Genomic DNA, 24458 nt, shown 5'->3' on the forward strand with positions numbered 1-24458 from the left:
ATTTTGCGCGCCACCAACGCAAACGATTTCCTTCACACTTTCAGGATTAGTTATGGCAAAGCAAGATATGGCCGCCCAAACAGGGACAGGCGGCTTTCTGGACTCTTATTTTTCCATTTCTGCGCGCGGCAGCAGCGTGCGTCAGGAGCTGGTCGCGGGGCTGACCACCTTCCTGGCGATGGTCTACAGCATCATAGTGGTGCCGAACATGCTGGGTGCTGCCGGCTTTGAGCAGGGCCCGGTGTTTGTGGCCACCTGTTTGATCGCCGCCTTCGGCTCCCTGCTGATGGGGCTGTGGGCCAAGCTGCCGATGGCCATCGGTTGCGCCATCTCCCTCACCGCCTTTACCGCCTTCAGTCTGGTACTGGGTCAGGGGCTGAGCATTCCGGTTGCCCTCGGCGCCATCTTCCTGATGGGAGTGCTGTTCACCCTGATCAGCGTCACCGGCGTGCGCCAGTGGATCCTGGATAACCTCCCCTCCGGCATCGCCCACGGCACAGGTATCGGTATCGGTCTGTTCCTGCTGCTGATCGCCACCAACGGCGTCGGCATGGTGATCAAGAACGAAGGGGCCGGTCTGCCGGTGCAACTGGGTGAAGTGACCGCCTTCCCGGTCATCATGACGGTGCTGGGTCTGGCTGCCATCTTCGGTCTGGAACGTCGCAAGGTGCCGGGCGGCATCCTGATGGTGATTATCGCCATCTCCATCCTCGGCCTTATCTTCGACCCGAAAGTGACCTGGCAGGGCTTCTTCGCCATGCCGAGCCTGACTGGCGAGAAGGGCTCGCTGGTAGGCAGCATGGATCTGCTGGGCGCCCTCAATCCGGTGGTCATTCCGACCGTACTGGCACTGGTGATGACCGCCGTGTTTGACGCCACCGGCACCATCCGTGCCGTGGCCGGTCAAGCGGGCCTCATCAACGAACGTGGCCACATCATCAGCGGCGGCAAGGCCCTGACTGCCGACTCCGTCAGCAGCATGGTGGCGGGCGCTGTCGGTGGCGCTCCGGCTGCCGTTTACATCGAATCTGCCGCAGGCACTGCGGCTGGCGGCAAGACCGGTCTGACCGCCGCGCTGGTCGGCGTGCTGTTCCTGCTGATGATCTTCCTCTCCCCGTTGAGCTATCTGGTACCGGCTTACGCCACCGCACCGGCCCTGATGTACGTCGGTCTGCTGATGCTGGGCAACGTCACCAAGCTGGACTTCAGCGACTCGGTCGATGCGCTCTCCGGCATGCTGTGCGCCGTCTTTATCGTGCTCACCTGCAACATCGTGACCGGCATCATGCTGGGCTTCGTGGCGCTGGTTATCGGTCGCCTGTTTGCAGCCGAGTGGAAGAAGCTGAACGTCGGCACCGTTATCATCGCCGTGGCACTGGTGGTCTTCTATGCCGGTGGCTGGGCCATCTAACCCGTCCGCATATTCCGGTTATAGCGAAGGGCCCTGCGGGGCCCTTTTTCATGGCTGTGAGTCAGCTAACAGTTTCCCGCCCGCTTGCCCTGCACCGTTTCAGATTGAAACACCCATCCCCCTTCTGCTGTTTCAAATCCGAACCAAATCGACCGTCATTTTTATCCCCTTTTCTGTCGTTAGACTGGCTCCATCAACCATTTGCCCACCCGAGCGGTGGCAAGCCAAGGAGTGAGCCATGAAGAAACTGATCAATGCCGTCGATGCCGTGGTCCGTGAACAACTGATGGGGATGGCAGCCGCCCACCCCGAGCTCAAGGTACGTATCGAACCCCACTACATCACCCGCGCCGACTCCCCCGTGATGGGCAAGGTGGCGCTGGTCTCCGGCGGTGGCAGCGGCCACGAGCCGATGCACGGCGGTCTGGTGGGCAAAGGGATGCTGGATGGCGCCTGCCCCGGCGAGATTTTTACCTCCCCGACCCCGGATCAGATGTACGAGTGCGGTCAGGCCGTGGATGGCGGCGCGGGCGTGCTGTTTCTGGTGAAGAACTATACCGGCGACGTACTCAACTTCGAAACTGCGGTCGAGCTGCTGCACGGCGACGGGGTCAAGGTGGGCTTTGCCCTGATCGATGACGACGTCGCGGTCAAAGACAGCCTCTACACCGCAGGTCGCCGTGGGGTTGCCACGACCGTACTCTGCGAGAAGCTGGTCGGCGCCGCCGCCGAGGCGGGCTACGACCTTGCCCGTTGCGAGGCGCTGGCTCGTCGCATCAACAACCAGAGCCGTACCATAGGCGTGGCCATGCATGCCTGCACCGTGCCTGCCGCTGGCAAGCCCTCCTTCACTCTGGCGGACAACGAGCTGGAGTTCGGCGTCGGTATCCACGGCGAACCGGGCATCGAACGTCGCCCCTTCACCGACCTCAATACCCTGGTGGACGACATGTTCAGCGAGCTGGCGGACAACACCCCCTATGGCCGCACCCTGCGCCACTGGGATCGCACCAGTGGCAGTTGGCAGGAGGAGCACACCTTTATCGAACCGCTCAACAAAGGCGATCGAGTCATCGCACTGGTCAACAGCCTGGGCGGTACCCCCATCTCCGAGCTCTATGGCGTCTATGGTCGCCTTGCCACCCTGTGCGAAGAGGCGGGCATCCATCTGGTGCGCAACCTGATCGGCCCCTACTGCACCTCTCTCGACATGACCGGCATCTCCATCACATTGCTCAAGGTGGATGATGAGCTGATGACCCTGTGGGATGCCCCCGTTCACACCCCCGCCCTGCGTCGCGGCTGCTAAGGAGTGCCGATAGCCATGCTAAGCAAACACCAAATCGTCAACTGGCTGCTCGACTGCGAACATATCTTTACCGAGCAGCGTGACTACCTCACCGCGCTGGATACCGATATCGGCGACGGCGACCATGGCCTCAACATGCAGCGCGGCTTCGCCAAGGTGGCCGAGAAGCTGCCGGCGGTAGCAGACAAGGATATCGGGCAGGTACTGAAAACCACCGGCATGACCCTGCTCTCCTCGGTCGGCGGTGCCAGCGGCCCGCTCTACGGCACCTTCTTTATCCGAGCCGCGGCCAGCAGCGATGCCTGCCAGAGCCTGAGTCTCAGCCAGCTGTGCAAGATGCTGAGTGACGGGGTGGAGGGGATCGTCTCCCGCGGCCGTGCCGAGCCGGGCGACAAGACCATGTGCGACGCCTGGTGGCCGGCACTGGCCGCCCTGCAACAGGCGCAGCAACAAGAGTTGCCCCTCAACGAAGCGCTGGACAAGGCAGTAGCGGCCGCAGCAGCCGGTACCGAGGCCACCATCCAGATGCAGGCCCGCAAGGGGCGCGCCAGCTATCTTGGCGAGCGCAGCATCGGCCATCAGGATGCCGGGGCCACCTCGACCCTGCTGCTGCTGACCGCCCTGCGTGACAGAGCGAGGTTGTGACATGATCGGAATCGTAGTTGTCTCTCACAGCGCCCTGCTGGCGGCCGGCTTGAAAGCGCTGGCCGACCAGCTCGGCAGCCCGGCCAGATTGCTACTGGCGGCCGGGGTCGATGACCCCGACCACCCCATCGGCACCGATGCCATCGCGGTGATGAGTGCGATTGAAGAAGCGGACGACGGCAGCGGCGTGCTGGTGCTGATGGACTTGGGCAGCGCCCTCCTGAGTGCCGAAACCGCCCTTGAGCTGTTGCCCCCGGAGCTGAGCGCGAGGGTGCGGCTCTGCCCCGCCCCGCTGGTCGAGGGTACTCTGGCCGCCGTGGTGGCGGCCGGTTACGGCCTGACGCTGGATGAGGTGGCCGCCGAGGCGCTCGGTGCCCTTGGCCCGAAACAGGCGATGCTGCCTGCCAGCGCGGCGCAGACCGCCACCGAGACGGCCCCCGTTGCTGACGACGGCTGGCTGCGCTGTGAGGTGGTGGTGGATAACCCCCACGGCCTGCATGTGCGCCCCGCCGCCCGACTGGTGGCCGCCCTCAAGCCCTTTGCCGCTGAGCTCAAGCTGCAAAAGGGGGATAAAGAGGCCAATCCCCGCAGCCTGACCCGGCTCGCCATGCTCAACGTGCGTCAGGGCGACCAGCTCACCCTGCTGGCACGCGGCGAGGATGCCGCCGCAGCACTGACCTGCTTCCAGCAGCTGGCCGACGAGCGCTTTGGCGACTGACGCCACTGTTTCAAGGGGCTGCACTCGCTCGCTGAGCCTGTGCAGCTTCATTCAAGACGAAGGAGTCCCCGGCACTGCCGCCCCTTCGCCCCGATTCTTAATTCATAAAGAGAGAGGGATAAAATATGGACCGCATCATCATCAGCCCCAGCAAATACGTACAAGGCAACGGGGCCCTCGCCAATATCGGCAACTACGTGAAAGCGCTCGGCAGCAAGCCGCTTATTCTGGCTGACGCCTTCGTCACCAAGCTGGTAGGCGATACCGTGGCCACCAGCTTCCACGGCGCCGGTATCAAGCCGGAGTTCGACTGCTTCAACGGCGAGTGCTCCCGCCCCGAGATCGACCGCCTGCTGGCCCGCTGCCAGCAGACCCCGTTTGACGTCATCATCGGCATCGGCGGCGGCAAAACCCTGGATACCGCCAAGTCGGTCGCCTTCTACCAGAAGGTGCCGGTGGTCATAGTGCCCACCATAGCCTCCACCGATGCCCCAACCAGCGCGCTGGCGGTCATCTACACCCCGGAAGGGCAGTTCAGCGAATACCTGATGATCCCGACCAACCCCAACATGGTCATCATGGATACCGGCGTGGTCTCCCGCGCTCCGGTACGGCTGTTGGTCTCCGGCATGGGGGATGCGCTCTCTACCTACTTCGAGGCGCGCGCCAACAAGGTCTCCGGCTGCCAGACCATGGCCGGTGGCGCCTCCACGCTGGCGGCGCAGGCCATTGCCGAGCTCTGCTACAAGACCCTGCTGGCCGATGGCTACAAGGCCAAGCTGGCGGTGGAACAGGGGCTCTGCACCAAGGCGGTGGAGAACATCATCGAGGCCAACACCTATCTGAGCGGTATCGGCTTCGAGAGCAGCGGTCTGGCCGCCGCCCACGCCATCCACAACGGCCTGACCCAGCTGGCCGAGTGTCACCACCTCTATCACGGTGAGAAAGTGGCGTTCGGTACCCTGGTGCAGCTGGTGCTGGAGAACGCCCCGATGGCGGAGATTGAAACCGTGCTGACCTTCTGCCGCTCGGTGGGCCTGCCGACCAACCTGCATATGATGGGGGTCAAGGAGCTGGATATGGCGCGCCTGATGGAGGTGGCCAAAGCCTCCACCGCCGAGGGCGAGACCATCCACAACATGCCGTTCAAGGTCACCGCCGAGGATGTGCTTGCGGCCATCGTCACCGCCCACCAGCTGGGGCTGTAACCACGCCACCGCTGACCTGCCATATAACAAGGCCCCGCAACTGCGGGGCCTTTTCATTTTCTGCGGGCCGGTTCGCAACGGCTCACCGTCAGCCGTGATAGTCGGAGGGATCGATCTCGAGCAGCTTGAGTCGCCGCCAGAGGGTGGTACGGCTGATACCCAGATGCTGAGCCATCTGGCTCACCTGCCCCTTGCAGGCGTGAGCGCAGCGCAAAATGGCTTGCCGCTCCAGCTCCGCCAGCGTGAGCAGCGGTTGCCCCACCACCTCGTCGGCCACCCGCTGATAGCCGTGCCGAATGGCAGCGGGCAGCGCCTCGGGCGGGATCGGCCCCTGACCGGAATGAAGCAGCGCATGCTCGACGGCGCTGCGCAGCTCCCCCAGATTGCCGGGCCAGGGATAGGCGAGCAGACAGTCGAGGGCCGCCGGACTGAACTGGCGTACCGGCTCGCGCCCCTGCGCCGCCAGCTGCTGGCTGATAAGGCCCGGCAGATCGGCCGCGCGCTCCCGCAGCCCCGGCAGCCACAGCTCGCACGCCTGCAAGGCATAGAGCAGCTGGCGGCCAAACAGCCCCTCCTGCACCAGCTGCTCCAGCGGGGCGCTGCTGGTGGCGATGATGCGCACCTTGAGCGGCAGAATGCGGGCCGAATCGAAGCGCTGGATGCGGCCGGTCTTGAGCAGTTGCAGCAGCGCCGCCTGCATGGGAGCAGAGAGGCACTCCACCTGCTCCAGTACCATGGTGCCACCGTGGGCCAGCTCGAACTTGCCCGCCCGCTCCTGCCCCGCCTCGTCGGAACCCATCAGCTCCAGCGCCATCCGCTCGCTCGGCAGCGCCTTGCAGTTGAGGGTAATGAGCGGTCCGGCGGCCCGTTCGCTGCCAAAATGAATGGCCTCCGCCAGCTGGGCCTTGCCCACCTCCTCCTCGCCGCGCAGCAGGATCGGCCCCTGACTCTGGGCCGCCTGCCGGGCGTAGCGCAGCAGCTTGCGCATTGCGCTCGATTCGCCCACCAGCGCCGACAGCTCGGGCACCGTCTGGTGCAGCTGGTGAATGGCCCGCAGCCGGTCGACCGGGTGCAGCAGGGCGATAAAGCTGACCCCCTCCGGCCCCGGCAGCGGCTTGAGGCTCACCAACGCATTGATAAACTCCCCCTCCTTAGCACCGAGCCGCTCCAGCGTCACCTCCACATGGCTGAGCGGCGTCTGCCCCCTGATGGCCAGTTGCAACCGCTGCGGCAACAGCAGATGCTGCTCCAGTGGCTGGCCGAGACAGAGTGCCGGATCGAGCCGCAGCCGGTTGGCCGCCAGCGCGTTGAGGTAGCGCAGCCGTCCCTGCGGGTCCCAGGCCAGCACGCCGTCATCCATGCCATCGAGCAGGGCGTAAAGTTCGCTCAGGTGATGCTGGGACTCCTGCATCAGGGTCTCCATCTGCAGCAGATGGGCCAGCTCGCGCCCGGCGCTGACGGTGAGCGCCAGATCGCCGGCGCTCGCCTCCTCCACCTTGCAGATCAAGGCGATGATGGCGACCTGACGGCCATTGCTGTTGTAGACCGGACTGGCGCAGCTGTGCCAAGGATGGAGGGTCTGGTTGAAGTGCTGGGTGCCGCTGACGCAGAGCGGCACTCCCTCCAGCGCCGCCAGATTGATGGCATTGGTGCCGATACGCCCCTCGCTGAAAAAGGCACCGGGGCCAAACCCCAGCGCCGCCAGCTCGCGCAGGGTGTCGGGGTGGCCGGTCTGGGCCAGCAGGCAGCCGCTCTCGTCGGTGAGCAGCAGGGCGCAGGGGCGCCCCTCCATAAATTCGTAGAGATCTTCGAGGGCCATCTCGCCGGTGGTGAGCAGGTCGCGCTTGCGCTGGCGCAGGCTCTGCAAGGTCTGCCCCTTGGCGCAGTGGGGCGGATGCCAGAGGGTGGCACTGGTCTGGTGGGCGCAGCGCAGCCAGGATGCCTGCAGATAGTCGGGCCAAGCGAGCAGCGGCTGAAGGTCAGATGGCATGGTCACAGCAATATCCGGCAAGATGTGAGCCGACCATTTAACCACGCCAGCGCCCCCGATTCAGTGACCTGCCTCAGAGGGTGGCAACCCCGCCCTCCTCCCGGTCGGGTTCACCGTCGGCAAATTGCTGGCCGAGCCAGTGGCAGAAGGCGCGGCACTCCGGCATTCCCTCGCTATCCTGATGCACCAGCAGATTCCACTGCGGCCCCTTGACCCGACGGGTGGAGAGCGGCAACAGCAACCCCTGCTGACGGGCGGAACGGGAGAGCAGTTCGCTCACCAGCGCCACACCGAGTCCGGCGCTGGCGGCCTCCAGCAGCAGGCCGGGATCGGAGAAGTTGAGCCCCCGGGTCTGCAGGTGCAGCTCCTCCCCTCCTCTCAGCGTCCAGTGATGCCAATCCAGCTCCCGCTCGCCGTGCAGGGTGGTGCGCTCCCCCGCGGGTCGGGACAGCACGGTTGCGGTGGCCACCGGCAGCAAGCGATCCGCCAGCAGGTGCTGATGGCGACACTCGGCCTGCGGCCCGAGATCCCAGCGCAGGGCAAGATCGACGGTCTGCTCCGCCATGTCGGGCTCTTCATCGCTGGTAAACAGCCAGAGATCGATGTCGGGATGGAGGCGATGAAACTCCCCCAGTCGCGGTAGCAGCCAGTGGCGAGCGATAGCGGTGCTGGTGTTGAGCACCAGCTGGTTCGGTTTGCGGTACTGCTCCAGCCGCTGGATCCCCATCGCCAGCTGCAACAGCACGCTCTGGGTGGTCTCCAGCAGATCCTGCCCCGCATCGGTCAGCGCGACCGAGCGCCCCTGCCGGTGAAACAGCGGCTGGCCGAGCAGCTCCTCCAGCGAGCGGATCTGCTGGCTGATGGCGGACTGGGTCAGGTGCAGCTCCTGCGCCGCCTGATGAAAACTGCCGAGTCTGGCCGCCGCCTCAAAGCCCCGCAGCACGTTGAGCGGGGGCCACTGCTTGAACACCATTGATTAGCTCCACTTATCACTTTTACGGAAAATTGATCGTTTGTTCGCCACCACCTGCGGGAATAGTCTATTCCCATCGTCAGCAATCTTAATAGTACCTAATCAGGGTGGTGATATGCGGGAACAGGGAATCATGGCAAAGGGCTGGTTTATGCCCGCCGAATGGTGTCAGCACGCAGCGACCTGGATGGTCTGGCCCCACAACAAGGCGCTGTGGGAGTCAGGTTGGGGCGTCACCCTCACCGGCGTGCAGCAGGACTTCGCCCGGGTGGTCAATACCATTGTCCGGTTCGAGCCGGTCAAGCTGGTGGTCGACCCTTCCGCGCTGGCCGAGGCGCGCGCGCTCTGTGACCAGCGGGTGACCCTTGTCCCCATTGCGGTGGATGACAGCTGGTGCCGCGACTCCGGCCCCACCTTTATCTGTCACCCGGAACTGGGCAGTGCCGGGGTGAGCTGGCGCTTCAACGCCTGGGGCGGCAAATCGGCCCACCCGCTCGATGAAGGGCTGGCTCGCCGCATCCTCAACAGTCTGGAGCTCGATACCATCGGCAGCTTTCTGGCCAACGAGGGGGGCGCCATCCATGTGGACGGCGAAGGCACCCTGATCACCACCGAATCGGTGCTGCTCAACAGCAATCGCAATCCGGGGATCAGCAAGGGCGAGATCGAGCAAATCTTCAGCCGCCTGCTCGGCATCGAGAAGACCATCTGGCTGCCGGGAGATCCCGACCATGTCACCGGCGACATGACCGATGGCCATGTGGACGGAGTCTGTGCCTTCAGTCGCCCCGGCCAGCTGCTGGTGGACGCCACCCGCGATACCAGCTCGACCTATGCCCGTATCGTCAGGGAGAACCGCCGTGCCCTGATGCTGGCCACCGATGCCAGAGGGCGCACGTTCGAGCTGCAGGATCTCTACGAGGCCAGCGAGGCCATCGATACAGAGGCCGAGGTCTTTTGTGCCTCCTACACCAACTTCTACATCGCCAACGGCGCCATCATCATGCCTGCCTATGGCGTGGCCAGCGACCGGGAAGCGGCAGCAGTGCTGCAGCGCGCCTTCCCGCAGCGGGAGGTGGTACCGGTGCAGATCAACCAGCTGGCACACGGCGGCGGCGGTATCCACTGCATCACCCAGCAACAGCCGGCATGGCCGGTACGAGGATAAGAGGATGGGCAACATCACCGTCGCAACCACCCAGTTTGCCTGCAGCTGGGATCTGCCACGCAATCTCGATATGGCGGAGAGTCTGGTGCGGGAAGCGGCCGCCAAAGGGGCGGGTCTTATCCTGCTGCAAGAGCTGTTTGCCACCCCCTACTTCTGCATCGAGCAGCACCACGGCCATCTGGCGCTGGCCGAGTCGTTCGAACAGAGCCGGGTGCTGCGCCGCTTCTCGGCACTGGCTCGCGAGCTTGGCGTGGTGCTGCCCATCAGCTGGTTCGAACGTGCCGGCAACGCCTTCTTCAATTCGCTGGCACTGGCGGATGCCGACGGCAAGCTGCTGGGGGTCTATCGCAAGACCCATATTCCCAATGCCATCGGCTATCAGGAGAAGGAGTACTTCAGCCCCGGCGATACCGGCTTTCGGGTCTGGGAGTGCGCGGCAGGGCGGATCGGCGTCGGCATCTGCTGGGATCAGTGGTTCCCCGAGGCGGCGCGCAGCATGGCCCTGCAGGGTGCTGAGCTGCTGCTCTATCCCACCGCCATCGGCTCGGAGCCAGGGGCGGCCCATCTCGACTCCCGCGATCACTGGCAGCTGACCCAGCGCGGTCATGCCGCCGCCAACATCCTGCCGGTGATAGCCGCCAACCGGATTGGCAGCGAGGTGGCCACCACGGATCCCGACCTGCAGATGACGTTCTACGGCTCCTCGTTCATCACCGACCACAAGGGAGCGCTGCTCGCCGAGGCGGACAGAACCACCCCGGGCGTGCTGGTGCAGGAGCTGGATCTCGCAGCCATGGCCGAGGAGCGCATGAGCTGGGGCATCTATCGGGATCGCCGCCCCGAGATGTATGGCACCTTGCAGAGTTTGGATGGCCACCAGAGCCGGAAGACAGGCAACCACAAAGGAGTGTTGGCATGACAGGCAGACTATCCCGCACGCTGGCGCTGCTCGCAGCCATGTTGTGCACCGGCGCCGCAGCCGCGCTCGACCAGGAGCAACCGGCCGACAAGGTGCTGCGCCTCTACAACTGGGCGGACTATTTCGCCCCCGATACCCTCAGCGCCTTTACCAAAGAGACCGGGATCCGGGTCATCTATGACGTCATGGACAGCAGCGAAACCCTCGAAGCCAAGCTGATGGCTGGTCACAGCGGTTATGACCTGATCTTCCCCGGCGACACGGTAGCGGAGCGGCTGATGCGTGCCGGCAGCCTGCAACCGCTCGACAAGAGCAAGTTGCAGCATCTGGCCGATATCGAGCCGGGTTTGCAGCGGATCCAGCAAGCCTATCCCCATTCACGGGATGCGGTGGTCCCCTACACCTGGGGCACCATAGGGCTCACCTACAACGCCGGGATGATCAAACAGAGGATGGCGGATGCCCCGACTGACAGTCTCGACATGCTGTTCAAGCCCGAGCTGGCGGCCAGGTTTGCCGACTGCGGCATCTCCATCATCGACTCCCCCGACGAGGTGCTGGCGGTAGTGCTCCACTATCTGGGACGTGAACCCCGCAGTGGCAAAGCGGCGGATCTGGATGCGGCCCTGGCCCTGCTCAAGGGGATCAAACCCTATATCCGCAAATTCCAGTCCCAGCCGGCCACCCAGCTGGTCAACGGCGACATATGCCTCTCCCTCGGATACAGCGGCGACATGACCCAAGCGCGTCGCAGCGCCGCCGAGGCTGGCAAGAAGGATCAATTCGAGTACCGTTTACCCAAGGAAGGGAGCACTATCTGGATGGATACCATGGCGATCCCGGCGGATGCCGCCCATCCTGAATACGCCTACGCCTTTATCAATTTCGTGATGCGCCCGGCCAACATGGCGGCCATCAGCAACAGCACCGGTTATCCCACTGCCAGTGCCAAAGCAAAATCCATGGTTGATGCGGCCATGACCGGCAACCCGGATATCTATCTGGATGACGCCACCTATCAGCGGCTCATCCCGGGCCAGGATATCGCGCAATCCGCCATGCGAGCGCGCATGCGGGCCTGGACTCGCTTCAAGAGCAGCCTATGAATCATAAGGAGTTTTTCATGCCATCCCGACGCAACGTATTGAAACAGCTGGCGGCCATCGGTGCGCTGGCAGGGCTCGGCAATCTGCCCGGCAAAGCCTTCGCGGCCGACGGCGCTAACCCGGAAGAGAGCGCATTGGCGGCTGCCAACACGCCCTTTCATATGCCGGAAGAGTCGACGTTCCAGACCTGGGTCTGGGTCGCCTTTGCCGCAAGCGCGGCCATCTGGGGTCGCGATTACAAGGAGGTGCAGGCAACCATCGGCCGGCTGGTGCAGGCCATGGTGCCCTATACCCAGGTCAACGTGCTCTGCCGCGAAGCCGAACAGGCGCTGGCCCGCCAACTCTGTGGCGAACAGAACACCCGCTTTATCGTCGCCGAGCTGGACGATATCTGGCTGCGCGATACCGGCGGCGTCTTCGTCCAGAACGGCGAAGGGGAGCTGGGGCTGGTGGATTTCAACTTCAACGGCTGGGGCGACAAGCAGGAGTACGAACAGGATGCGGGCGTAGCCGAGCTGGTCAGCAAGCAGGCGGATGCTCACTATCTGCAGAGCAAACTGACTGGCGAGGGGGGCGGCATCGAGGTGGATGGCAACGGCACCGCCATCCTGACCGAGAGCTGCTGGCTCAACAGCAACCGCAATCCGGGGGTGAGCAAGGCACAGCTGGAGGCGGAGCTGAAAGCCAATCTGGGGCTGCGCAAAATCATCTGGCTGCCGGGCATCAAGGGCAAGGACATCACAGATGCCCACGTCGACTTCTACGCCCGCTTTGTCCGCCCCGGGGTGGTGGTGGTCAATCTGGACAACGATCCGGAGTCCCACGACTACGAGGTGACCCGCCAGCATATGGCCATCCTCAAGCAGGCCACCGATGCCGACGGCAACAAGCTGGAGCTGCATGTGTTGCCACCCCCGCTCGATGGGCGGGACAACCGCTTTAGCCGCAGCCGCGATTTTGCCGCCGGCTACATCAACTATCTGCCGATCAATGGCGCGGTGATCGCCCCCGAGTTTGGCGACAAGGCCGCCGACAGCTACTGCCACGAGCTGCTGACCCGCCTCTACCCGGGTCGCGAAATCGTGCAGATCAATATTGATCCGGTCGCCGCCGGTGGCGGCGGCATTCACTGCATCACCCTGCACCAGCCGGCCTGACCCTCTCCTACCCACTGATAACTCAGGGCGTTGCGACGCCCCGGGTTATTTATCCATGCTCATTTCCGTTGATCACAAGCCCCTGACCCGCCGCCGTTCCACATCTTGACCAGCTATGTCATATGGGGTGTCATTTCGATCACACTCCCGAGTTATTCATGCAGCTGAGACGGGATGGCGCTTTCCATTGCCGCCCCAGAAGTGTATTTTTGCCCAGAGTGAAAGTAGAGCCAAAAGAGTAAATCGCTAGTGTTGTTTAGATTTATGTGAAAGGCTCTATCAACGAATTATTACCAACCTCCATCTAATCACTGTCAGAGGTCAATTGTGTTAGAGACAATCATTGCAGTCGTCAGTGCGTTTACTGCACTTGGCAGTTTCTGGTTTACATGGAAAGAGTGGCGAAAAATAAATAAAAAAATTGCAATGCTATCTGACTCAGGGGCTGCAATCGAAATTTTACCTGCTTGGTATACAGAAAGAATGATGCTTGACCACTGGTATTTTGGGATTAGAACTACAGATGGTCATGTAATTGCAATTAGTCAAATTAAAGCAATTTCAGATGATGGTAAATGGATGGATGTTCATCTTTTAACTGAAGATGAAATCCCAAATAACAAAAACGAAAAATATGTTACAGCAGTAGCGGATGATAGAAGGTTAGCGTCAATTCAAATTGACAAGATTGTCATCGCATATGACCTTACCTCAAGCTGAATGAAATTTAACAATTAGTTATAGGCCTCACGGCCTCCATTGGGCGTTGCTGACGCGACGCGCCTCAACAAATCGTTAGGTAAATATCATAAATGACCGGTCCACTTGAAATTATCAAAGCAATGCCAGAGGTAACTAAAGCAATTTACTCTGACGCCGCGTCCAAGACGCTTCAAGAAATAGGAAAGATAGGTGTCGATGCGGTTAAAACCTTTCGTCTAGCTCTATTTCCTTTGCAATTCTCGGCGGCATATCAAGATCGTCTCGCGGCTTACATTGATTCAGCCATTCGAGGGATTCCAGAAGAGAGAAGAATCCCCCCACAGCAGTCACTGGCACTCTCTATTTGTGAACGTTTGAAGTTTTGTGAAGAAACAGAAGAAATTTCACAGTTATACGTTGAGTTACTGGCTCTGGCGATGGACAAGGAGCGTGTCGGAGAAGCACATCCTGCGTTTATCAATATAATTTCTCAACTTGCACCAGATGAAATATTGGTCATGCGCCAACTAGGTGAAGCCAGCCCAGTTGGAGAGGATGGTGCCTTCAAGATATATTTCCGTGAAATACATGGAACAAAACAAGTAATGTCGAGCAAAGCCAAAGAAGAAGTGCTCGATACTTCAAATCTTTCTCCCGAAATCAGAAACCTAGTTTCCTCAATTTCCGTCAATATAGAGGAGTTAGCACAACCAAATCTCTACTCCACGTTTCTCGAACATCTCACATCTCTAGGTATCGTTTCGTACACAAATGATCCAGTAAATGACGGTGTTATTAAAGGAGTGCTGCATGGGTCTAAGTTAGCCCAAATGCTATGCATAAAGCTCAGTGAATTCGGAGACCTGTTTTTCAGAGCTTGCGTGAAAAAACATAACGAATCATCCAATCCCACCCATAGTTCGCGTCAATCCATTTCCCCGCGATAACGAGCTCCCGCATTTCCCCTCTGCCAAATGCCGCTGATTCACGGAAATACCGGAACAGCGGCATCTCGATCCTCCAATCTGGCTTCGCTAATCAAACCGGTATAGACGGTAACACGAGTTGCATACGAGTTGGCACAAATCGGCCATTGCCTGTGGCAGGCCTGTTTCGAGCCAAATCGTGGCGCAGGGGTTGGATTAGGTGTCGGTATAAGAAAGAATTGGGTCATTTAACACAAATCCATAAATTCAGCTTATACCGCTTGCCCGCTCTGCTTTACCGCCATAAGTCACCCGCATTTCTCTCGGACAGATGCCGCTGATTCATGGAAACACCGGGACAGCGGCATCTCGATCGTCCGATTACGCTTCGCTAATCGAACCTACATGAGACGGTCATATGTGGGATATGGAGGTTGGCGAGGATCAACCAATCTGACTCGATCGCCATAAACCACGATCACCACAAACAAAAGAGCCGCCCAGTTCACACCGAGCGGCTCTTTGCACCAGCGATGGAGACTGAATCGTCTTGTTACCGAACCATCACTCGGCCTTGGGCGCTTCAACCGCCGCAGTCGCCGGTTGGTCATCTTCCTTGATCCAGGCATCCAGCAGGGTGTAACCCACCGCCAGCACCACCGGGCCGATAAACAGACCGATGATCCCCATCGCCAGCAAGCCGCCGATAACCCCCACCAGAATGAGGATGAGCGGCAGATTGGCGCCGCGTTTGATGAGGAAGGGGCGCAGAAAGTTGTCCATGGTGCCCGCAAACAGTGACCAGACCAGCAGGAAGGTGCCCCAGGTGGTGTCGCCACTCCAGTAGAGGTAGCCGATACAGGCCAGCAGCACCGGGAAGGGGCCGATCTGGGCGACGATCAGCAGGAACATCACCACCACCAGCACCATGGCGTAGGGGATACCGGCAATCAGCAGGCCAATACCGGCTACCGAGGATTGCACCAGCGCGGTCACCACCACGCCCATGGCCACGGCTCGGATCGCCTGTGAAGCGAGCACTGTGGCGTTGTCGCCCCGTTGCCCGGCCAGACGGTGGGCAAAGCGGCGAATGCCGGTCGCCACCACTTCACCGGAGTGGTAGAGCAGGCCGCAGATGCCGACAGTCAGCAGGAAGTGAACGAACAGCAGCCCCAGATTGCCCGCCTGAGCGGCGAGCCAGCGGGCGGTCTGGCCAAAGTAGGGAGCCAGCTTGGCAAACAGCACCTGACCACCGCTCGCCAGAATTTGCTGCCAGAAGCCGTAGAGCTTGTCACCTACCAGCGGAATTTGTTGCAGCCAGAGCAGCTCGGGCGGCGGCGACTGGCTGATATTGGTGCCCAGCTCGATCAGCATGGGCGCTTTCTCCGCCACATTGGCCAGCGTCATAAAGAGCGGGATAACGAACATCAGCAGCAGCAGCAGCGTCATGAAGAGGGCCGCCAGCGACCGCTTGCCCCACAACACCCGCTGCACCATCAGCATCAGCGGCCAGGTAGCGATGGTGATCATGGTGGCCCACACCAGTGCAGGCAGGAACGGCTGCAGCACCAGGAAACAGGAGATAATCAGGATGCTGAGAAACAGCACCCCCAGGGTTATCTTGGCCAAATCCACTTTTTTCATGTTCATAGGGTTTCCCTGTCAGGGCATCCGCCCCTGGGTCGAGAGTCTTGTTTCAAGAGAGATAGTATCCACCAGAGGCCAGCGCTCAACCAGAGCCCCAGCCCGAAAAAGAGCGCAAACTGACCAAGCAGGATAGTGAGCGAACTACTGGTCAATAGCGGCAATGCCCACGCGCACGCCACCATCAGCAGCATGCCCGCCAGCACCACGGCACCGGTCAGCCACGGGCAATAACCGTCGCGCACCAGCGTGACCCGCCCCCCAAGCCAGAGGCCCAGCGCCGCCAGCCCGATCCCGGCCAGATGGGCCGACTGGCTCAGGCCAGCGCAACCCAGTGCGGCGACGATCAGCAATCCCCAGGCAGATGAACGCTGATCCAGCCGCCAGTAGGGGCGAACCGCCAGCAGCAAGGCGCCGATCAGCAGGCCAACCGCCACATCGGAGATAAAGTGCACCCCGAGCCAGACCCGCGCCAGACCTGTGGTCAGCGCCAGCAGCAAGGCCAGCGAATAGGCCAGCCCGCGCCGGGCAGGCCAGAGCCAGCCAAGCAGCGCGCCCCAGAACAGCAGGGCCGATGCGGTGTGACCGCTCGGCATGCCAAAGCCCTGGGCGCTGTGAGTCGCCAGTTCAGGTTGCAGATGGAAGGGGCGCGGCCAGCCGATCCCCTCCTTGCTCGCCTGCACCAGCAGCCCGAGCCAGAGCATGGCAAAGAGCAGCTGGCGCAGCCGCGGCCACCCCAGCAGCGGGAGCAGCAAAGGTATCAGGGCAAGCTGAAAGCCGCCTGAACCAAACAGATTGCTGACCGACAGCCACCAGACATCGGGCCCCAGCCACTGTTTCAGGCGCATCATCAGCGGGATCTCGGCCTGATGCAGTGCATTGCCCTGCGCCACGAAATCGGCCTGCCAGCGCACCTCGCTCTCGGGCAGCTCGCCAAGCCGGGCTTGCAGCCAGTCGAGCTGATCCGGGAAGCGGCGCTGCGCGCGGGGCAGCTTGTCCACCGCGATCAAGCGGGCGTTGAGGATCTCCCCGCCCAGATTGGGGGCCTGCAGCAGCGAGACAAAATCGGAATCTTGCTGGGCGACAATAGGCTCCAGAGTGCGGCAGGCAAAAACCTGCGCCTTCTGCCAGCGACCAAGATCCGCGACGACTTCGCCGCGCAGGCCGGTCTCTTCATACAGCTCGCGCAGGGCCGCCTGTTCGGGGCGCTCGTCGCCATCTATGTAGCCGCCGCTCAGGCTGTAGCGGGAGGAGATGCGATCCTGCACCAGCAGCAGTTGATCCTGATGGCGGATGGCGCAGACTGCCGCCGTCGGTGCCGCCGGTTCGGCGCTCAGGGCTGGCAGAGCGGCAAACAGCGCCAGCAACAGTAAAAAGAGGGTTCTCGACATCAATTTGCTTTCCCTATGCACAATGGCGACAAGCCTCCCAGAAATCAGATAGTTGGGCAATGCTGGCGGCCTGTTCAGCGCTGATCCGGCCATGATGGCCGCACCGGGAAGATTGCGATGAGCGAGGGCACTCCCTACTATTGGCGGCTATCTTCAATGTCATGCAGCAACCGCTGGAGCCCTTCATGAGACAGTTCGGCTTTTTCCTCGGCATCGCCATCGGTGTCATCCTGATCCTGTTCGGCAGCATCGTCATCTTTCAGGCCCTGCCTGCGGCACTGGACGTGCTGGAGATGCCAAGCCGCATCCCGTTCGTACGCGAGGTCTACACCTGGCTGATGACCAGCGCCAACGGCCTGACCGCCCAGCTGGAGCAGAACTTCCTGGAAGCGTTCCAGACCGTGCTCAAGCTGATCCTGCTCATCACCTTCATGTGGGTCTGCGTCAAGCTGGTCAACATGGGGGTGCTGATTATCCGTGCCGGGGTTGACCTGATCCGCACCGCCATCGCCCACAGCGAAGGCAAGGAGGAGAAGAAAGTCGAAACGCAGGATCGCTTCTGAGCACCGACCTGACCGGCCAATTGCACTGAACGATGGCGCCCCGCGAGGGGCGACATCTTTTATGCAACATATGGCAGGCAATCTACCCCTTACGGCCAGATCCCCCGCTTTTCCCTTGTTAATCAGCAAACTGCCCATATGTTGCGTGGTCAGGACAGCAGCGGGGCACGCCTTCGCTGCCGGCCGGTTTCTATCCAGCGGTCCGCCTCTGGTATAATCGACCACCCCTTTTCCCCGTTATGGAGCCGGTTCATGGCCAATCATCCGGAAAGCGCCCTTGAGGTTCGTCTCGACAAGTGGTTGTGGGCGGCCCGTTTCTACAAGACCCGCTCGCTGGCGCGGGATCAGATTGACGGCGGCAAGGTGCACTACAATGGTCAGCGCAGCAAGCCGGGCAAACAGGTGGAAGTGGGTGCGCTGATCCGCTTCTGGCAGGGGCAGGATGAGCGGGAAGTGCGGGTGCTGGCCATCAGCGATCAGCGCAAATCGGCACCGCTCGCCCAGCAGCTCTATGAAGAGACTGCCGAAAGCCTGAAAAAGCGGGCTGAAAACAGCGAAGCGCGCCGCTTCAACAGCCAGTTTGCACCGAGCCCGGAGCGTCGCCCCGACAAGCAGGAGCGGCGCCAGCTGCTCAAGGTCAAACAGTACTGACCGACCCCGATTTGATACCGGGCTGGCCTCACCCCCAGCCCGCCCGATTTACCTCACCGAAGAACCCAGGAACATATGATGAGCAACCAAGATCTGCTGTATCGCTATCTGTTTGAAGAGTACGAAGTACGTGGCGAGCTGGTCCAGCTGGATCACACCTACCGCCATGTGGTGGAAGCCCAGAACTACCCGGTGCAGGTGCAAAAACTGCTGGGCGAGCTGCTGGTCGCCACCAGCCTGCTGACCGCCACCCTCAAGTTTGAAGGTTCCATCACCGTTCAGCTGCAGGGCGATGGCCCGGTGCGTCTGGCCGTCATCAACGGTGACCACAACCAGCAGCTGCGCGGCGTGGCCCGCTTTGAAGGCGAACTGCCGAGCGACAACAAGCTGCAGAGCCTGATCGGCAACGGCCAGCTGGTCATCACCATCACGCCGGATCAGGGCGAACGCTATCAGGGCATCATCGCGCTGGACGCCGACACCCTGGCTGGCTGTCTGGAGCACTACTTTGCCCAGTCCGAGCAGCTGGCGACCAAGCTGTGGATCCGCACCGGTTACCACGAGGGCGAACCGCGCGCCGCCGGCATCATGCTGCAGGAGCTGCCCGCCCAAAGCGAGGATCACAGCAACGACTTCGAGCACCTGACCCAGCTCACCAGCACCATCAAGGATGAAGAGCTGTTCGGTCTGGAAGCCGAGGAGATCCTCTACCGTCTCTACCATCAGGACAAGGTGCGGGTGTTCGATCCGCAGGCGGTCGAGTTCCGCTGCACCTGCTCCCGCGAGCGCTGCGAAGGGGCCCTGCTGCAGATAGAAAAGGAAGAGGTGATGGATATGGTGCAGGAGCTCGGCAAGATCGACATGCACTGTGATTATTGCGGCGCCCAGTACCAATTTAATGGGATCGATGTCGAAACCCTGTTCAGCAGGGCTCCCGGCAATGATGCAAACAAGTTACACTAATTAAAGGCGGGCAAAACCCGCCTTTAACTTTAATAACAAAAAAACACCCTATTTTATAAAGTTTGATGGCGATCGCTAAACTCTACCACCTAAGTGATAGGATGAACGTCAGATAGAACCCTACAAACCTCTGAACCCAGGAGAATACAATGACAATCGTGGCAGAACCCACCCTGGCCCAACAATTAGGACTGGACCAGTACGGCATCAAAAACAGCCAGGAAATCGTTCGCAACCCCTCGTACGAGCAGCTTTTCGCGGAAGAGACTCGCCCTGACCTGGAAGGGTTCGAGCGCGGCGTCGTCACCGAACTTGGCGCCGTCAACGTCAACACCGGTATCTTCACCGGCCGCTCTCCGAAAGATAAATATATCGTCAAAGATGCCACTACCCAGGATACTGTGTGGTGGTCTGACCAGGGTAAAAACGATAACAAAGCGATTACCCCCGAAGTGTGGTCACATCTGAAAGGACTGGTCACCAAACAGCTCTCCGGCAAGCGCCTGTTTGTGGTCGACGGCTTCTGCGGCGCCAACCCGGATACCCGCCTGGCTGTACGCATCATCACCGAGGTGGCCTGGCAGGCACACTTCGTGAAAAACATGTTCATCCGCCCGAGCGATGAAGAGCTGAAAACCTTCAAGCCTGACTTCGTGGTGATGAACGGTGCCAAGTGCACCAACCCGAACTGGAAGGAGCAGGGTCTCAACTCCGAGAACTTCGTTGCCTTCAACATGACCGAGAAGATGCAGCTCATCGGTGGCACCTGGTACGGTGGCGAGATGAAGAAGGGCATGTTCTCCATGATGAACTACTTCCTGCCCCTGCGCGGCATTGCCTCCATGCACTGCTCCGCCAACGTGGGTCAGGACGGCGACGTGGCCATCTTCTTCGGCCTCTCCGGCACCGGCAAGACCACCCTCTCCACCGATCCCAAGCGTCAGCTGATCGGCGATGACGAGCACGGCTGGGATGACCACGGCGTGTTCAACTTCGAAGGTGGCTGCTACGCCAAGACCATCAAGCTCTCCGAAGAGGCCGAGCCGGACATCTACCACGCCATCCGCCGCGATGCGCTGCTGGAGAACGTGACCGTTGCTGCCGATGGCACCATCGACTTCGATGATGGCTCCCGTACCGAGAACACCCGCGTCTCCTACCCGATCTATCACATCGAGAACATCGTCAAGCCGGTATCCAAGGCAGGACACGCCACCAAGGTGATCTTCCTGACTGCCGACGCCTTCGGCGTGCTGCCCCCGGTCTCCAAGCTGACCAAGGAGCAGACCAAGTACCACTTCCTCTCTGGCTTCACCGCCAAACTGGCTGGTACCGAGCGCGGCATCACCGAGCCGACTCCGACCTTCTCCTCCTGCTTCGGCGCAGCCTTCCTCTCCCTGCATCCGACCAAATACGGTCAGGAGCTGGTGAAACGGATGGAAGCGGCAGGTGCAGAGGCCTATCTGGTCAACACCGGCTGGAACGGTACCGGCAAGCGCATCTCCATCAAGGATACCCGCGCCATCATCGACGCCATCCTGGATGGCTCCATCGAGAAGGCCGAAACCAAGGTGCTGCCGATCTTCAATCTGGAAGTGCCGACTGCACTGCACGACGTGAACCCGGCCATCCTCGACCCGCGCGACACTTACGCCAACAAGGCCGAGTGGGATGCCAAGGCGCAGGATCTGGCCCAGCGCTTCATCAAGAACTTCGAGCGCTTCACCGATAACGACGAGGGCAAACGTCTGGTAGCGGCAGGTCCGCAGCTGTAACAGACCCCTTCGCATCAACGATGATGATGCCGGTCAGCCACGCTGACCGGCATTTTTGTTTTTGTGGAGTTCCGAACGCCGCCAGCCACGCAGCGGCGAGCCCCTAAACCTTGCCATGCCGGGTGTGACGGGGTAGATTCAGCCAAACTTTATACAATATACAATTTTGTAACGCCCAATCGTGACCCGACCATGACCCCACCCTACAAGACCCGAACCCAGATGGTGATGGAAAACCTCCGCGGCCGGATCCTCCGTGGGGAGTTCCCCGCCGGCGCCCCTCTGCGTCAGGATGCCATCGCCAAAGAGCTGGCCGTGAGCCGCATTCCGGTGCGGGAAGCCCTGATGCAGCTGGAAGCGCAGGGGCTGGTGAAATTCGAGGCCCACCGCGGCGCCGTCGTCACCATGCTGGACGCCGCAGCCATCGACGAGCTCTTTTATTTGCGAGCGCTGCTGGAAGCCGATACCCTGTTCCACGCCGTCGACAAGATGACGGAAGCCACCTTCGCCGAGGCGGAGGCCATCCTCGCCCAGTTTGATCACGCCCTGGAGTCAGGCACCCAGATCGAACACTGGGCCGAGTTGAACCACAGCTTTCACGCCACCCTCTATCAGGCAGCCGGTCGCCCCCAGGCACTCGAACTGATCGCCCAGATCAATCTGAGCTGTGACCGCTATGTCCGCTTCGAGCTGCTCTTTGCCACCGATGGCGTGGACAAGGCGGAGCGTGAACACGCCCAACTGCTGGAGCTGTGCCGCGCCCGGCGCAAGCACGAGGCAGTGGTGCTGCTCAGGCAGCATATCGAGGCAGCAGGCCAGTCGATCAAGCGGATCCTGGCTGGCGGCCACAAGAAATGAACACTCATAAAGCAACCATCTGGCACTAACGACATGAATAATTTCGAGATAATTGAAACCCGCGTCGCCCAAGTCAGGGCCGAGCTGGCCATGCAGGAGTTGGACGCCTTTATCGTCCCCCATGATGATGAGCACCTCGGCGAGTACATCCCCGCCTACGCCGAGCGGCTGGACTGGATCACCGGGTTCAATGGCTCCGCCGGCGTCGCCATCATCATGGCCCAGCGTGCCGCCCTCTTCGTCGATGGTCGCTACACGGTGCAGGCCCGCATGCAGGCGCCGTCCGAGCTGTTCGAATTTCTCCACCTCATTGAAGATCCCCATGTGCAGTGGCTGGCCGAGCAGCTGCCCTCCGGCACCCGGGTCGGTTTCGACGCCCGTCTGCACAGCCTGACCTGGTACAAGAACGCAAAAGCGGTGCTGGCCGAGCGCGGTATCGAGCTGGTGCGGGTCGAGCAGAACCCCATCGACCTGAACTGGAGCGATCGTCCCGAGCCGACCAAGACGCCGGTCATCCTCTACAGCGAAGAGCTGGCGGGCCAGTCGAGCCAGGCCAAGCGCGAACAGCTGGCCGCCGACCTGCGCAAGCGCGGACTCGATGCCGTGCTGCTGACCCAGGCCGAGCCCATCAACTGGCTGCTCAACCTGCGTGGTCGCGATATCGAGCGGCTGCCGGTAGTGCTCGGTTTTGCCGTGCTCTACGCCAATACCACCATGGATTTCTTCGTCGATACCGACAAGATCGACTGCTTCGCCTTCAGCCAGCACGTGGGGCAGGATGTCTCCGTCTACCCCATCGACAAGCTGGGCGACGTGCTGCAGCGCATCGGTGAAGATCAACAGAAGGTGCTGGCCGATCCGGACAGCGCCAACGCCTGGACCCAGCTCATCATGGAAGAGGCGGGCGCCATTCTGGTGGCAGGCCAAGACCCGACCATGCTGCCGAAAGCATGCAAGAACGAGGTCGAGCTGACCGGCATGCGCGCCGCTCATCTGCGCGACGGCGTGGCCATGACCCGCTTCCTCGCCTGGCTGGATCGGCTGATCACCTCCGGCGAGTTCGAGGGTGTGGATGAAGGCACCCTGGCCGATCAGGTGGAAGCGTTCCGCCGCGAGCAGGAGCACTACGTCGAGCCGAGCTTTGACACCATCTCCGCACTTGGCCCCAACGCCGCCATGTGCCACTACCATCACACCAATGGCACTCCGCGTGCGTTTGGTCAGGACAGCCTCTACCTGCTCGACTCCGGTGGCCAATACATGGATGGCACCACCGACATCACCCGCACCATCAAGGTGGGTGAGGTGACCGACGAGCAGAAAGCGATGTTTACCCGGGTGCTGCAGGGTCATATCGCGCTGGATCAGGCCCGCTTCCCGCGCGGCACCGCCGGGATCCAGCTCGACGTGCTGGCCCGCATGCCGCTGTGGCAAGCCGGTTACAACTACGACCACGGCACCGGTCACGGCGTCGGCCACTTCCTGAGCGTCCACGAAGGGCCCCAGCGCATCGCCCCGAAAGGGAACATGGTGGCGCTGCAACCGGGCATGGTGCTCTCCAACGAGCCGGGCTACTACCGGGAAGATGGTTTTGGCATCCGATGCGAAAACCTGGTGGTAGTGAGCGAGCTGGAGCAGATCGGCGAGCTGCCGATGCTGGGCTTCGAGCGTCTGACCTATGTACCGTTCGATACCCGCCTGATCGACCGCAGCCTGCTGAGCCCGGCCGAATTCCGCTGGATCAACGAATACCACGCCGAGGTGTTCCGCCGCCTGAGCCCGCTGCTCGAGGGAGAGGATCTCGCCTGGCTGGAGCAGGCAACCAGCCTCATCTGATGACACAGGGCCTGCGGGCCCTGTTTTTTTGCCCCCCCTTTTGACCTGTATCAACACCCTGCCCGGGCTGGTCAGGAAAATGGCGACCATGAAAATTCATCAAGCCAACCCAGCAAGGGGCGCACACGCCAGCACCGGCAAAGCGGCGACTCTTCACCCCAGACTGGTGCGCGAGCAGCGGACAGTCAGTGCCATGATCCGCCTCTACTGCCTGCACCACCATCAGGATCCCCACTGCCGTCACTGTCGCAAGCTGCGGGATTTCGCCCACCAGCGGCTCACCCGCTGCCGTTACGGCCACGGTCACAAGCCCACCTGTGCCAACTGCAACATCCACTGCTATGCGCCAGCGATGCGCAAACAGATCCAGCAGGTGATGTGCTGGAGTGGCCCCCGCATGTTGCTGCGCCACCCCTGGCTGGCCATCCGCCATCTGCTTGATGGCTGGCGCAAGGCCCCCAAACTGCCCCACAGCCGCCCGCTTCCCCCCTGATCGCTCATGCAGGATTCAGAAATCAATCGCTAGGATCTTGCTGTCTGGCGCA

Annotated in this window: 22 protein-coding genes; 18 read left to right on the top strand and 4 right to left on the bottom strand. The window is 61.4% G+C overall.

Features of this window, described 5'->3' with window-relative positions; translation table 11 throughout:
* Positions 1-52: 52 nt before the first annotated feature.
* The 5 genes from AAHA39_RS16330 to AAHA39_RS16350 all read left to right on the top strand — a co-directional run bounded on the left by AAHA39_RS16330 (position 53) and on the right by AAHA39_RS16350 (position 5291).
* Entirely contained in the window at positions 53-1411 is a 1359-nt protein-coding gene (locus AAHA39_RS16330) for an NCS2 family permease (RefSeq protein WP_042032197.1), read from the top strand.
* Positions 1412-1649: 238 nt separating this feature from the next.
* Positions 1650-2720, top strand: coding sequence for a dihydroxyacetone kinase subunit DhaK (gene dhaK / locus AAHA39_RS16335; RefSeq protein ID WP_005340163.1), 1071 nt, complete (start codon positions 1650-1652; stop codon positions 2718-2720).
* A gap of 15 nt (positions 2721-2735) precedes the next feature.
* Complete coding sequence (gene dhaL / locus AAHA39_RS16340; RefSeq protein WP_005341571.1) at positions 2736-3365, top strand: dihydroxyacetone kinase subunit DhaL; 630 nt, start codon at positions 2736-2738, stop codon at positions 3363-3365.
* Position 3366: 1 nt separating this feature from the next.
* Complete coding sequence (dhaM, locus tag AAHA39_RS16345) at positions 3367-4083, top strand: dihydroxyacetone kinase phosphoryl donor subunit DhaM (RefSeq protein ID WP_320655839.1); 717 nt, start codon at positions 3367-3369, stop codon at positions 4081-4083.
* 125 nt (positions 4084-4208) lie between these two features.
* Positions 4209-5291, top strand: a complete 1083-nt coding sequence (locus AAHA39_RS16350) for a glycerol dehydrogenase (protein ID WP_139461570.1) — start codon at positions 4209-4211, stop codon at positions 5289-5291.
* Positions 5292-5379: 88 nt separating this feature from the next.
* Here the strand turns inward: AAHA39_RS16350 and dhaR are convergent, their stop codons facing one another.
* Positions 5380-7281 (bottom strand): dihydroxyacetone kinase operon transcriptional regulator DhaR, encoded by a 1902-nt coding sequence (dhaR, locus tag AAHA39_RS16355; RefSeq protein ID WP_320655838.1) that lies wholly within the window; start codon positions 7279-7281, stop codon positions 5380-5382.
* Positions 7282-7354: 73 nt separating this feature from the next.
* Positions 7355-8254, bottom strand: coding sequence for a LysR family transcriptional regulator (locus tag AAHA39_RS16360; protein WP_320655837.1), 900 nt, complete (start codon positions 8252-8254; stop codon positions 7355-7357).
* 133 nt (positions 8255-8387) lie between these two features.
* Between AAHA39_RS16360 and AAHA39_RS16365 the strand changes: the two genes are divergently transcribed.
* The 6 genes from AAHA39_RS16365 to AAHA39_RS16390 all read left to right on the top strand — a co-directional run bounded on the left by AAHA39_RS16365 (position 8388) and on the right by AAHA39_RS16390 (position 14253).
* On the top strand, positions 8388-9422 hold the full coding sequence (locus tag AAHA39_RS16365; protein ID WP_320655836.1) for an agmatine deiminase family protein: 1035 nt from the start codon (positions 8388-8390) through the stop codon (positions 9420-9422).
* 4 nt (positions 9423-9426) lie between these two features.
* On the top strand, positions 9427-10341 hold the full coding sequence (aguB, locus tag AAHA39_RS16370) for an N-carbamoylputrescine amidase (protein WP_320655835.1): 915 nt from the start codon (positions 9427-9429) through the stop codon (positions 10339-10341).
* On the top strand, positions 10338-11447 hold the full coding sequence (locus tag AAHA39_RS16375; RefSeq protein ID WP_320655834.1) for an extracellular solute-binding protein: 1110 nt from the start codon (positions 10338-10340) through the stop codon (positions 11445-11447). The genes aguB and AAHA39_RS16375 overlap by 4 nt, the downstream gene beginning before the upstream one ends.
* Positions 11448-11464: 17 nt before the next feature.
* The gene (locus AAHA39_RS16380; RefSeq protein WP_320655833.1) at positions 11465-12604 is read left to right on the top strand and encodes an agmatine deiminase family protein; all 1140 of its coding nucleotides are present in this window, start codon (positions 11465-11467) and stop codon (positions 12602-12604) included.
* Positions 12605-12931: 327 nt separating this feature from the next.
* Complete coding sequence (locus tag AAHA39_RS16385; protein ID WP_320655832.1) at positions 12932-13324, top strand: hypothetical protein; 393 nt, start codon at positions 12932-12934, stop codon at positions 13322-13324.
* 92 nt (positions 13325-13416) lie between these two features.
* Entirely contained in the window at positions 13417-14253 is an 837-nt protein-coding gene (locus AAHA39_RS16390) for an Abi-alpha family protein (RefSeq protein ID WP_320655831.1), read from the top strand.
* A gap of 543 nt (positions 14254-14796) precedes the next feature.
* Here AAHA39_RS16390 and ydiK read toward each other — a convergent pair.
* Both ydiK and AAHA39_RS16400 read right to left on the bottom strand, forming a co-directional pair.
* Positions 14797-15882, bottom strand: a complete 1086-nt coding sequence (gene ydiK / locus AAHA39_RS16395) for an AI-2E family transporter YdiK (protein ID WP_320655830.1) — start codon at positions 15880-15882, stop codon at positions 14797-14799.
* Positions 15879-17267 carry a phosphatase PAP2 family protein gene (locus AAHA39_RS16400; RefSeq protein WP_320655829.1) on the bottom strand — a complete coding sequence of 463 codons (1389 nt, stop codon included), beginning with the start codon at positions 17265-17267 and terminating at the stop codon, positions 15879-15881. Before AAHA39_RS16400 ends, ydiK begins: the two co-directional genes overlap by 4 nt.
* Before the next feature lie 185 nt (positions 17268-17452).
* Here AAHA39_RS16400 and AAHA39_RS16405 point away from each other — a divergent pair, with 185 nt between their 5' ends.
* From AAHA39_RS16405 to AAHA39_RS16435, 7 genes are all read left to right on the top strand, one after another.
* The gene (locus AAHA39_RS16405; RefSeq protein ID WP_104015952.1) at positions 17453-17830 is read left to right on the top strand and encodes a hypothetical protein; all 378 of its coding nucleotides are present in this window, start codon (positions 17453-17455) and stop codon (positions 17828-17830) included.
* Positions 17831-18082: 252 nt separating this feature from the next.
* On the top strand, positions 18083-18481 hold the full coding sequence (gene hslR / locus AAHA39_RS16410; RefSeq protein WP_033113739.1) for a ribosome-associated heat shock protein Hsp15: 399 nt from the start codon (positions 18083-18085) through the stop codon (positions 18479-18481).
* Positions 18482-18559: 78 nt separating this feature from the next.
* The gene (gene hslO / locus AAHA39_RS16415; protein ID WP_033113738.1) at positions 18560-19444 is read left to right on the top strand and encodes an Hsp33 family molecular chaperone HslO; all 885 of its coding nucleotides are present in this window, start codon (positions 18560-18562) and stop codon (positions 19442-19444) included.
* Positions 19445-19593: 149 nt separating this feature from the next.
* Positions 19594-21219: a phosphoenolpyruvate carboxykinase (ATP) gene (gene pckA, locus AAHA39_RS16420; protein ID WP_041209673.1), complete on the top strand. Its 1626-nt coding sequence runs from the start codon at positions 19594-19596 to the stop codon at positions 21217-21219.
* Between the two features lie 192 nt (positions 21220-21411).
* Entirely contained in the window at positions 21412-22077 is a 666-nt protein-coding gene (locus AAHA39_RS16425; protein ID WP_033113736.1) for a GntR family transcriptional regulator, read from the top strand.
* Between the two features lie 33 nt (positions 22078-22110).
* Positions 22111-23913 carry an aminopeptidase P family protein gene (locus AAHA39_RS16430; protein ID WP_320655828.1) on the top strand — a complete coding sequence of 601 codons (1803 nt, stop codon included), beginning with the start codon at positions 22111-22113 and terminating at the stop codon, positions 23911-23913.
* An 88-nt stretch (positions 23914-24001) separates the two neighbouring features.
* Positions 24002-24406 (top strand): nitrous oxide-stimulated promoter family protein, encoded by a 405-nt coding sequence (locus AAHA39_RS16435; protein WP_320655827.1) that lies wholly within the window; start codon positions 24002-24004, stop codon positions 24404-24406.
* Positions 24407-24458: the final 52 nt, after the last annotated feature.

Origin of the sequence: Aeromonas sp. SE22 (genome assembly GCF_038739755.1) — a bacterium.
GTDB classification, from domain to species: Bacteria; Pseudomonadota; Gammaproteobacteria; order Enterobacterales; family Aeromonadaceae; genus Aeromonas; species Aeromonas jandaei.

Excerpts from the sequence above, each read along its gene's own strand:
- hslO (WP_033113738.1), top strand. The coding sequence starts at position 18,560 with ATGAGCAACCAAGATCTGCTGTATCGCTATCTGTTTGAAGAGTACGAA.
- pckA (WP_041209673.1), top strand. The coding sequence starts at position 19,594 with ATGACAATCGTGGCAGAACCCACCCTGGCCCAACAATTAGGACTGGAC.
- AAHA39_RS16350 (WP_139461570.1), top strand. The coding sequence starts at position 4,209 with ATGGACCGCATCATCATCAGCCCCAGCAAATACGTACAAGGCAACGGG.
- AAHA39_RS16400 (WP_320655829.1), bottom strand. The coding sequence starts at position 17,267 with ATGTCGAGAACCCTCTTTTTACTGTTGCTGGCGCTGTTTGCCGCTCTG.
- dhaL (WP_005341571.1), top strand. The coding sequence starts at position 2,736 with ATGCTAAGCAAACACCAAATCGTCAACTGGCTGCTCGACTGCGAACAT.
- AAHA39_RS16360 (WP_320655837.1), bottom strand. The coding sequence starts at position 8,254 with ATGGTGTTCAAGCAGTGGCCCCCGCTCAACGTGCTGCGGGGCTTTGAG.
- AAHA39_RS16365 (WP_320655836.1), top strand. The coding sequence starts at position 8,388 with ATGGCAAAGGGCTGGTTTATGCCCGCCGAATGGTGTCAGCACGCAGCG.
- aguB (WP_320655835.1), top strand. The coding sequence starts at position 9,427 with ATGGGCAACATCACCGTCGCAACCACCCAGTTTGCCTGCAGCTGGGAT.
- ydiK (WP_320655830.1), bottom strand. The coding sequence starts at position 15,882 with ATGAACATGAAAAAAGTGGATTTGGCCAAGATAACCCTGGGGGTGCTG.
- AAHA39_RS16435 (WP_320655827.1), top strand. The coding sequence starts at position 24,002 with ATGAAAATTCATCAAGCCAACCCAGCAAGGGGCGCACACGCCAGCACC.
- AAHA39_RS16430 (WP_320655828.1), top strand. The coding sequence starts at position 22,111 with ATGAATAATTTCGAGATAATTGAAACCCGCGTCGCCCAAGTCAGGGCC.
- AAHA39_RS16375 (WP_320655834.1), top strand. The coding sequence starts at position 10,338 with ATGACAGGCAGACTATCCCGCACGCTGGCGCTGCTCGCAGCCATGTTG.
- AAHA39_RS16425 (WP_033113736.1), top strand. The coding sequence starts at position 21,412 with ATGACCCCACCCTACAAGACCCGAACCCAGATGGTGATGGAAAACCTC.
- dhaK (WP_005340163.1), top strand. The coding sequence starts at position 1,650 with ATGAAGAAACTGATCAATGCCGTCGATGCCGTGGTCCGTGAACAACTG.
- dhaR (WP_320655838.1), bottom strand. The coding sequence starts at position 7,281 with ATGCCATCTGACCTTCAGCCGCTGCTCGCTTGGCCCGACTATCTGCAG.
- hslR (WP_033113739.1), top strand. The coding sequence starts at position 18,083 with ATGGCCAATCATCCGGAAAGCGCCCTTGAGGTTCGTCTCGACAAGTGG.
- AAHA39_RS16330 (WP_042032197.1), top strand. The coding sequence starts at position 53 with ATGGCAAAGCAAGATATGGCCGCCCAAACAGGGACAGGCGGCTTTCTG.
- dhaM (WP_320655839.1), top strand. The coding sequence starts at position 3,367 with ATGATCGGAATCGTAGTTGTCTCTCACAGCGCCCTGCTGGCGGCCGGC.
- AAHA39_RS16390 (WP_320655831.1), top strand. The coding sequence starts at position 13,417 with ATGACCGGTCCACTTGAAATTATCAAAGCAATGCCAGAGGTAACTAAA.
- AAHA39_RS16405 (WP_104015952.1), top strand. The coding sequence starts at position 17,453 with ATGAGACAGTTCGGCTTTTTCCTCGGCATCGCCATCGGTGTCATCCTG.
- AAHA39_RS16380 (WP_320655833.1), top strand. The coding sequence starts at position 11,465 with ATGCCATCCCGACGCAACGTATTGAAACAGCTGGCGGCCATCGGTGCG.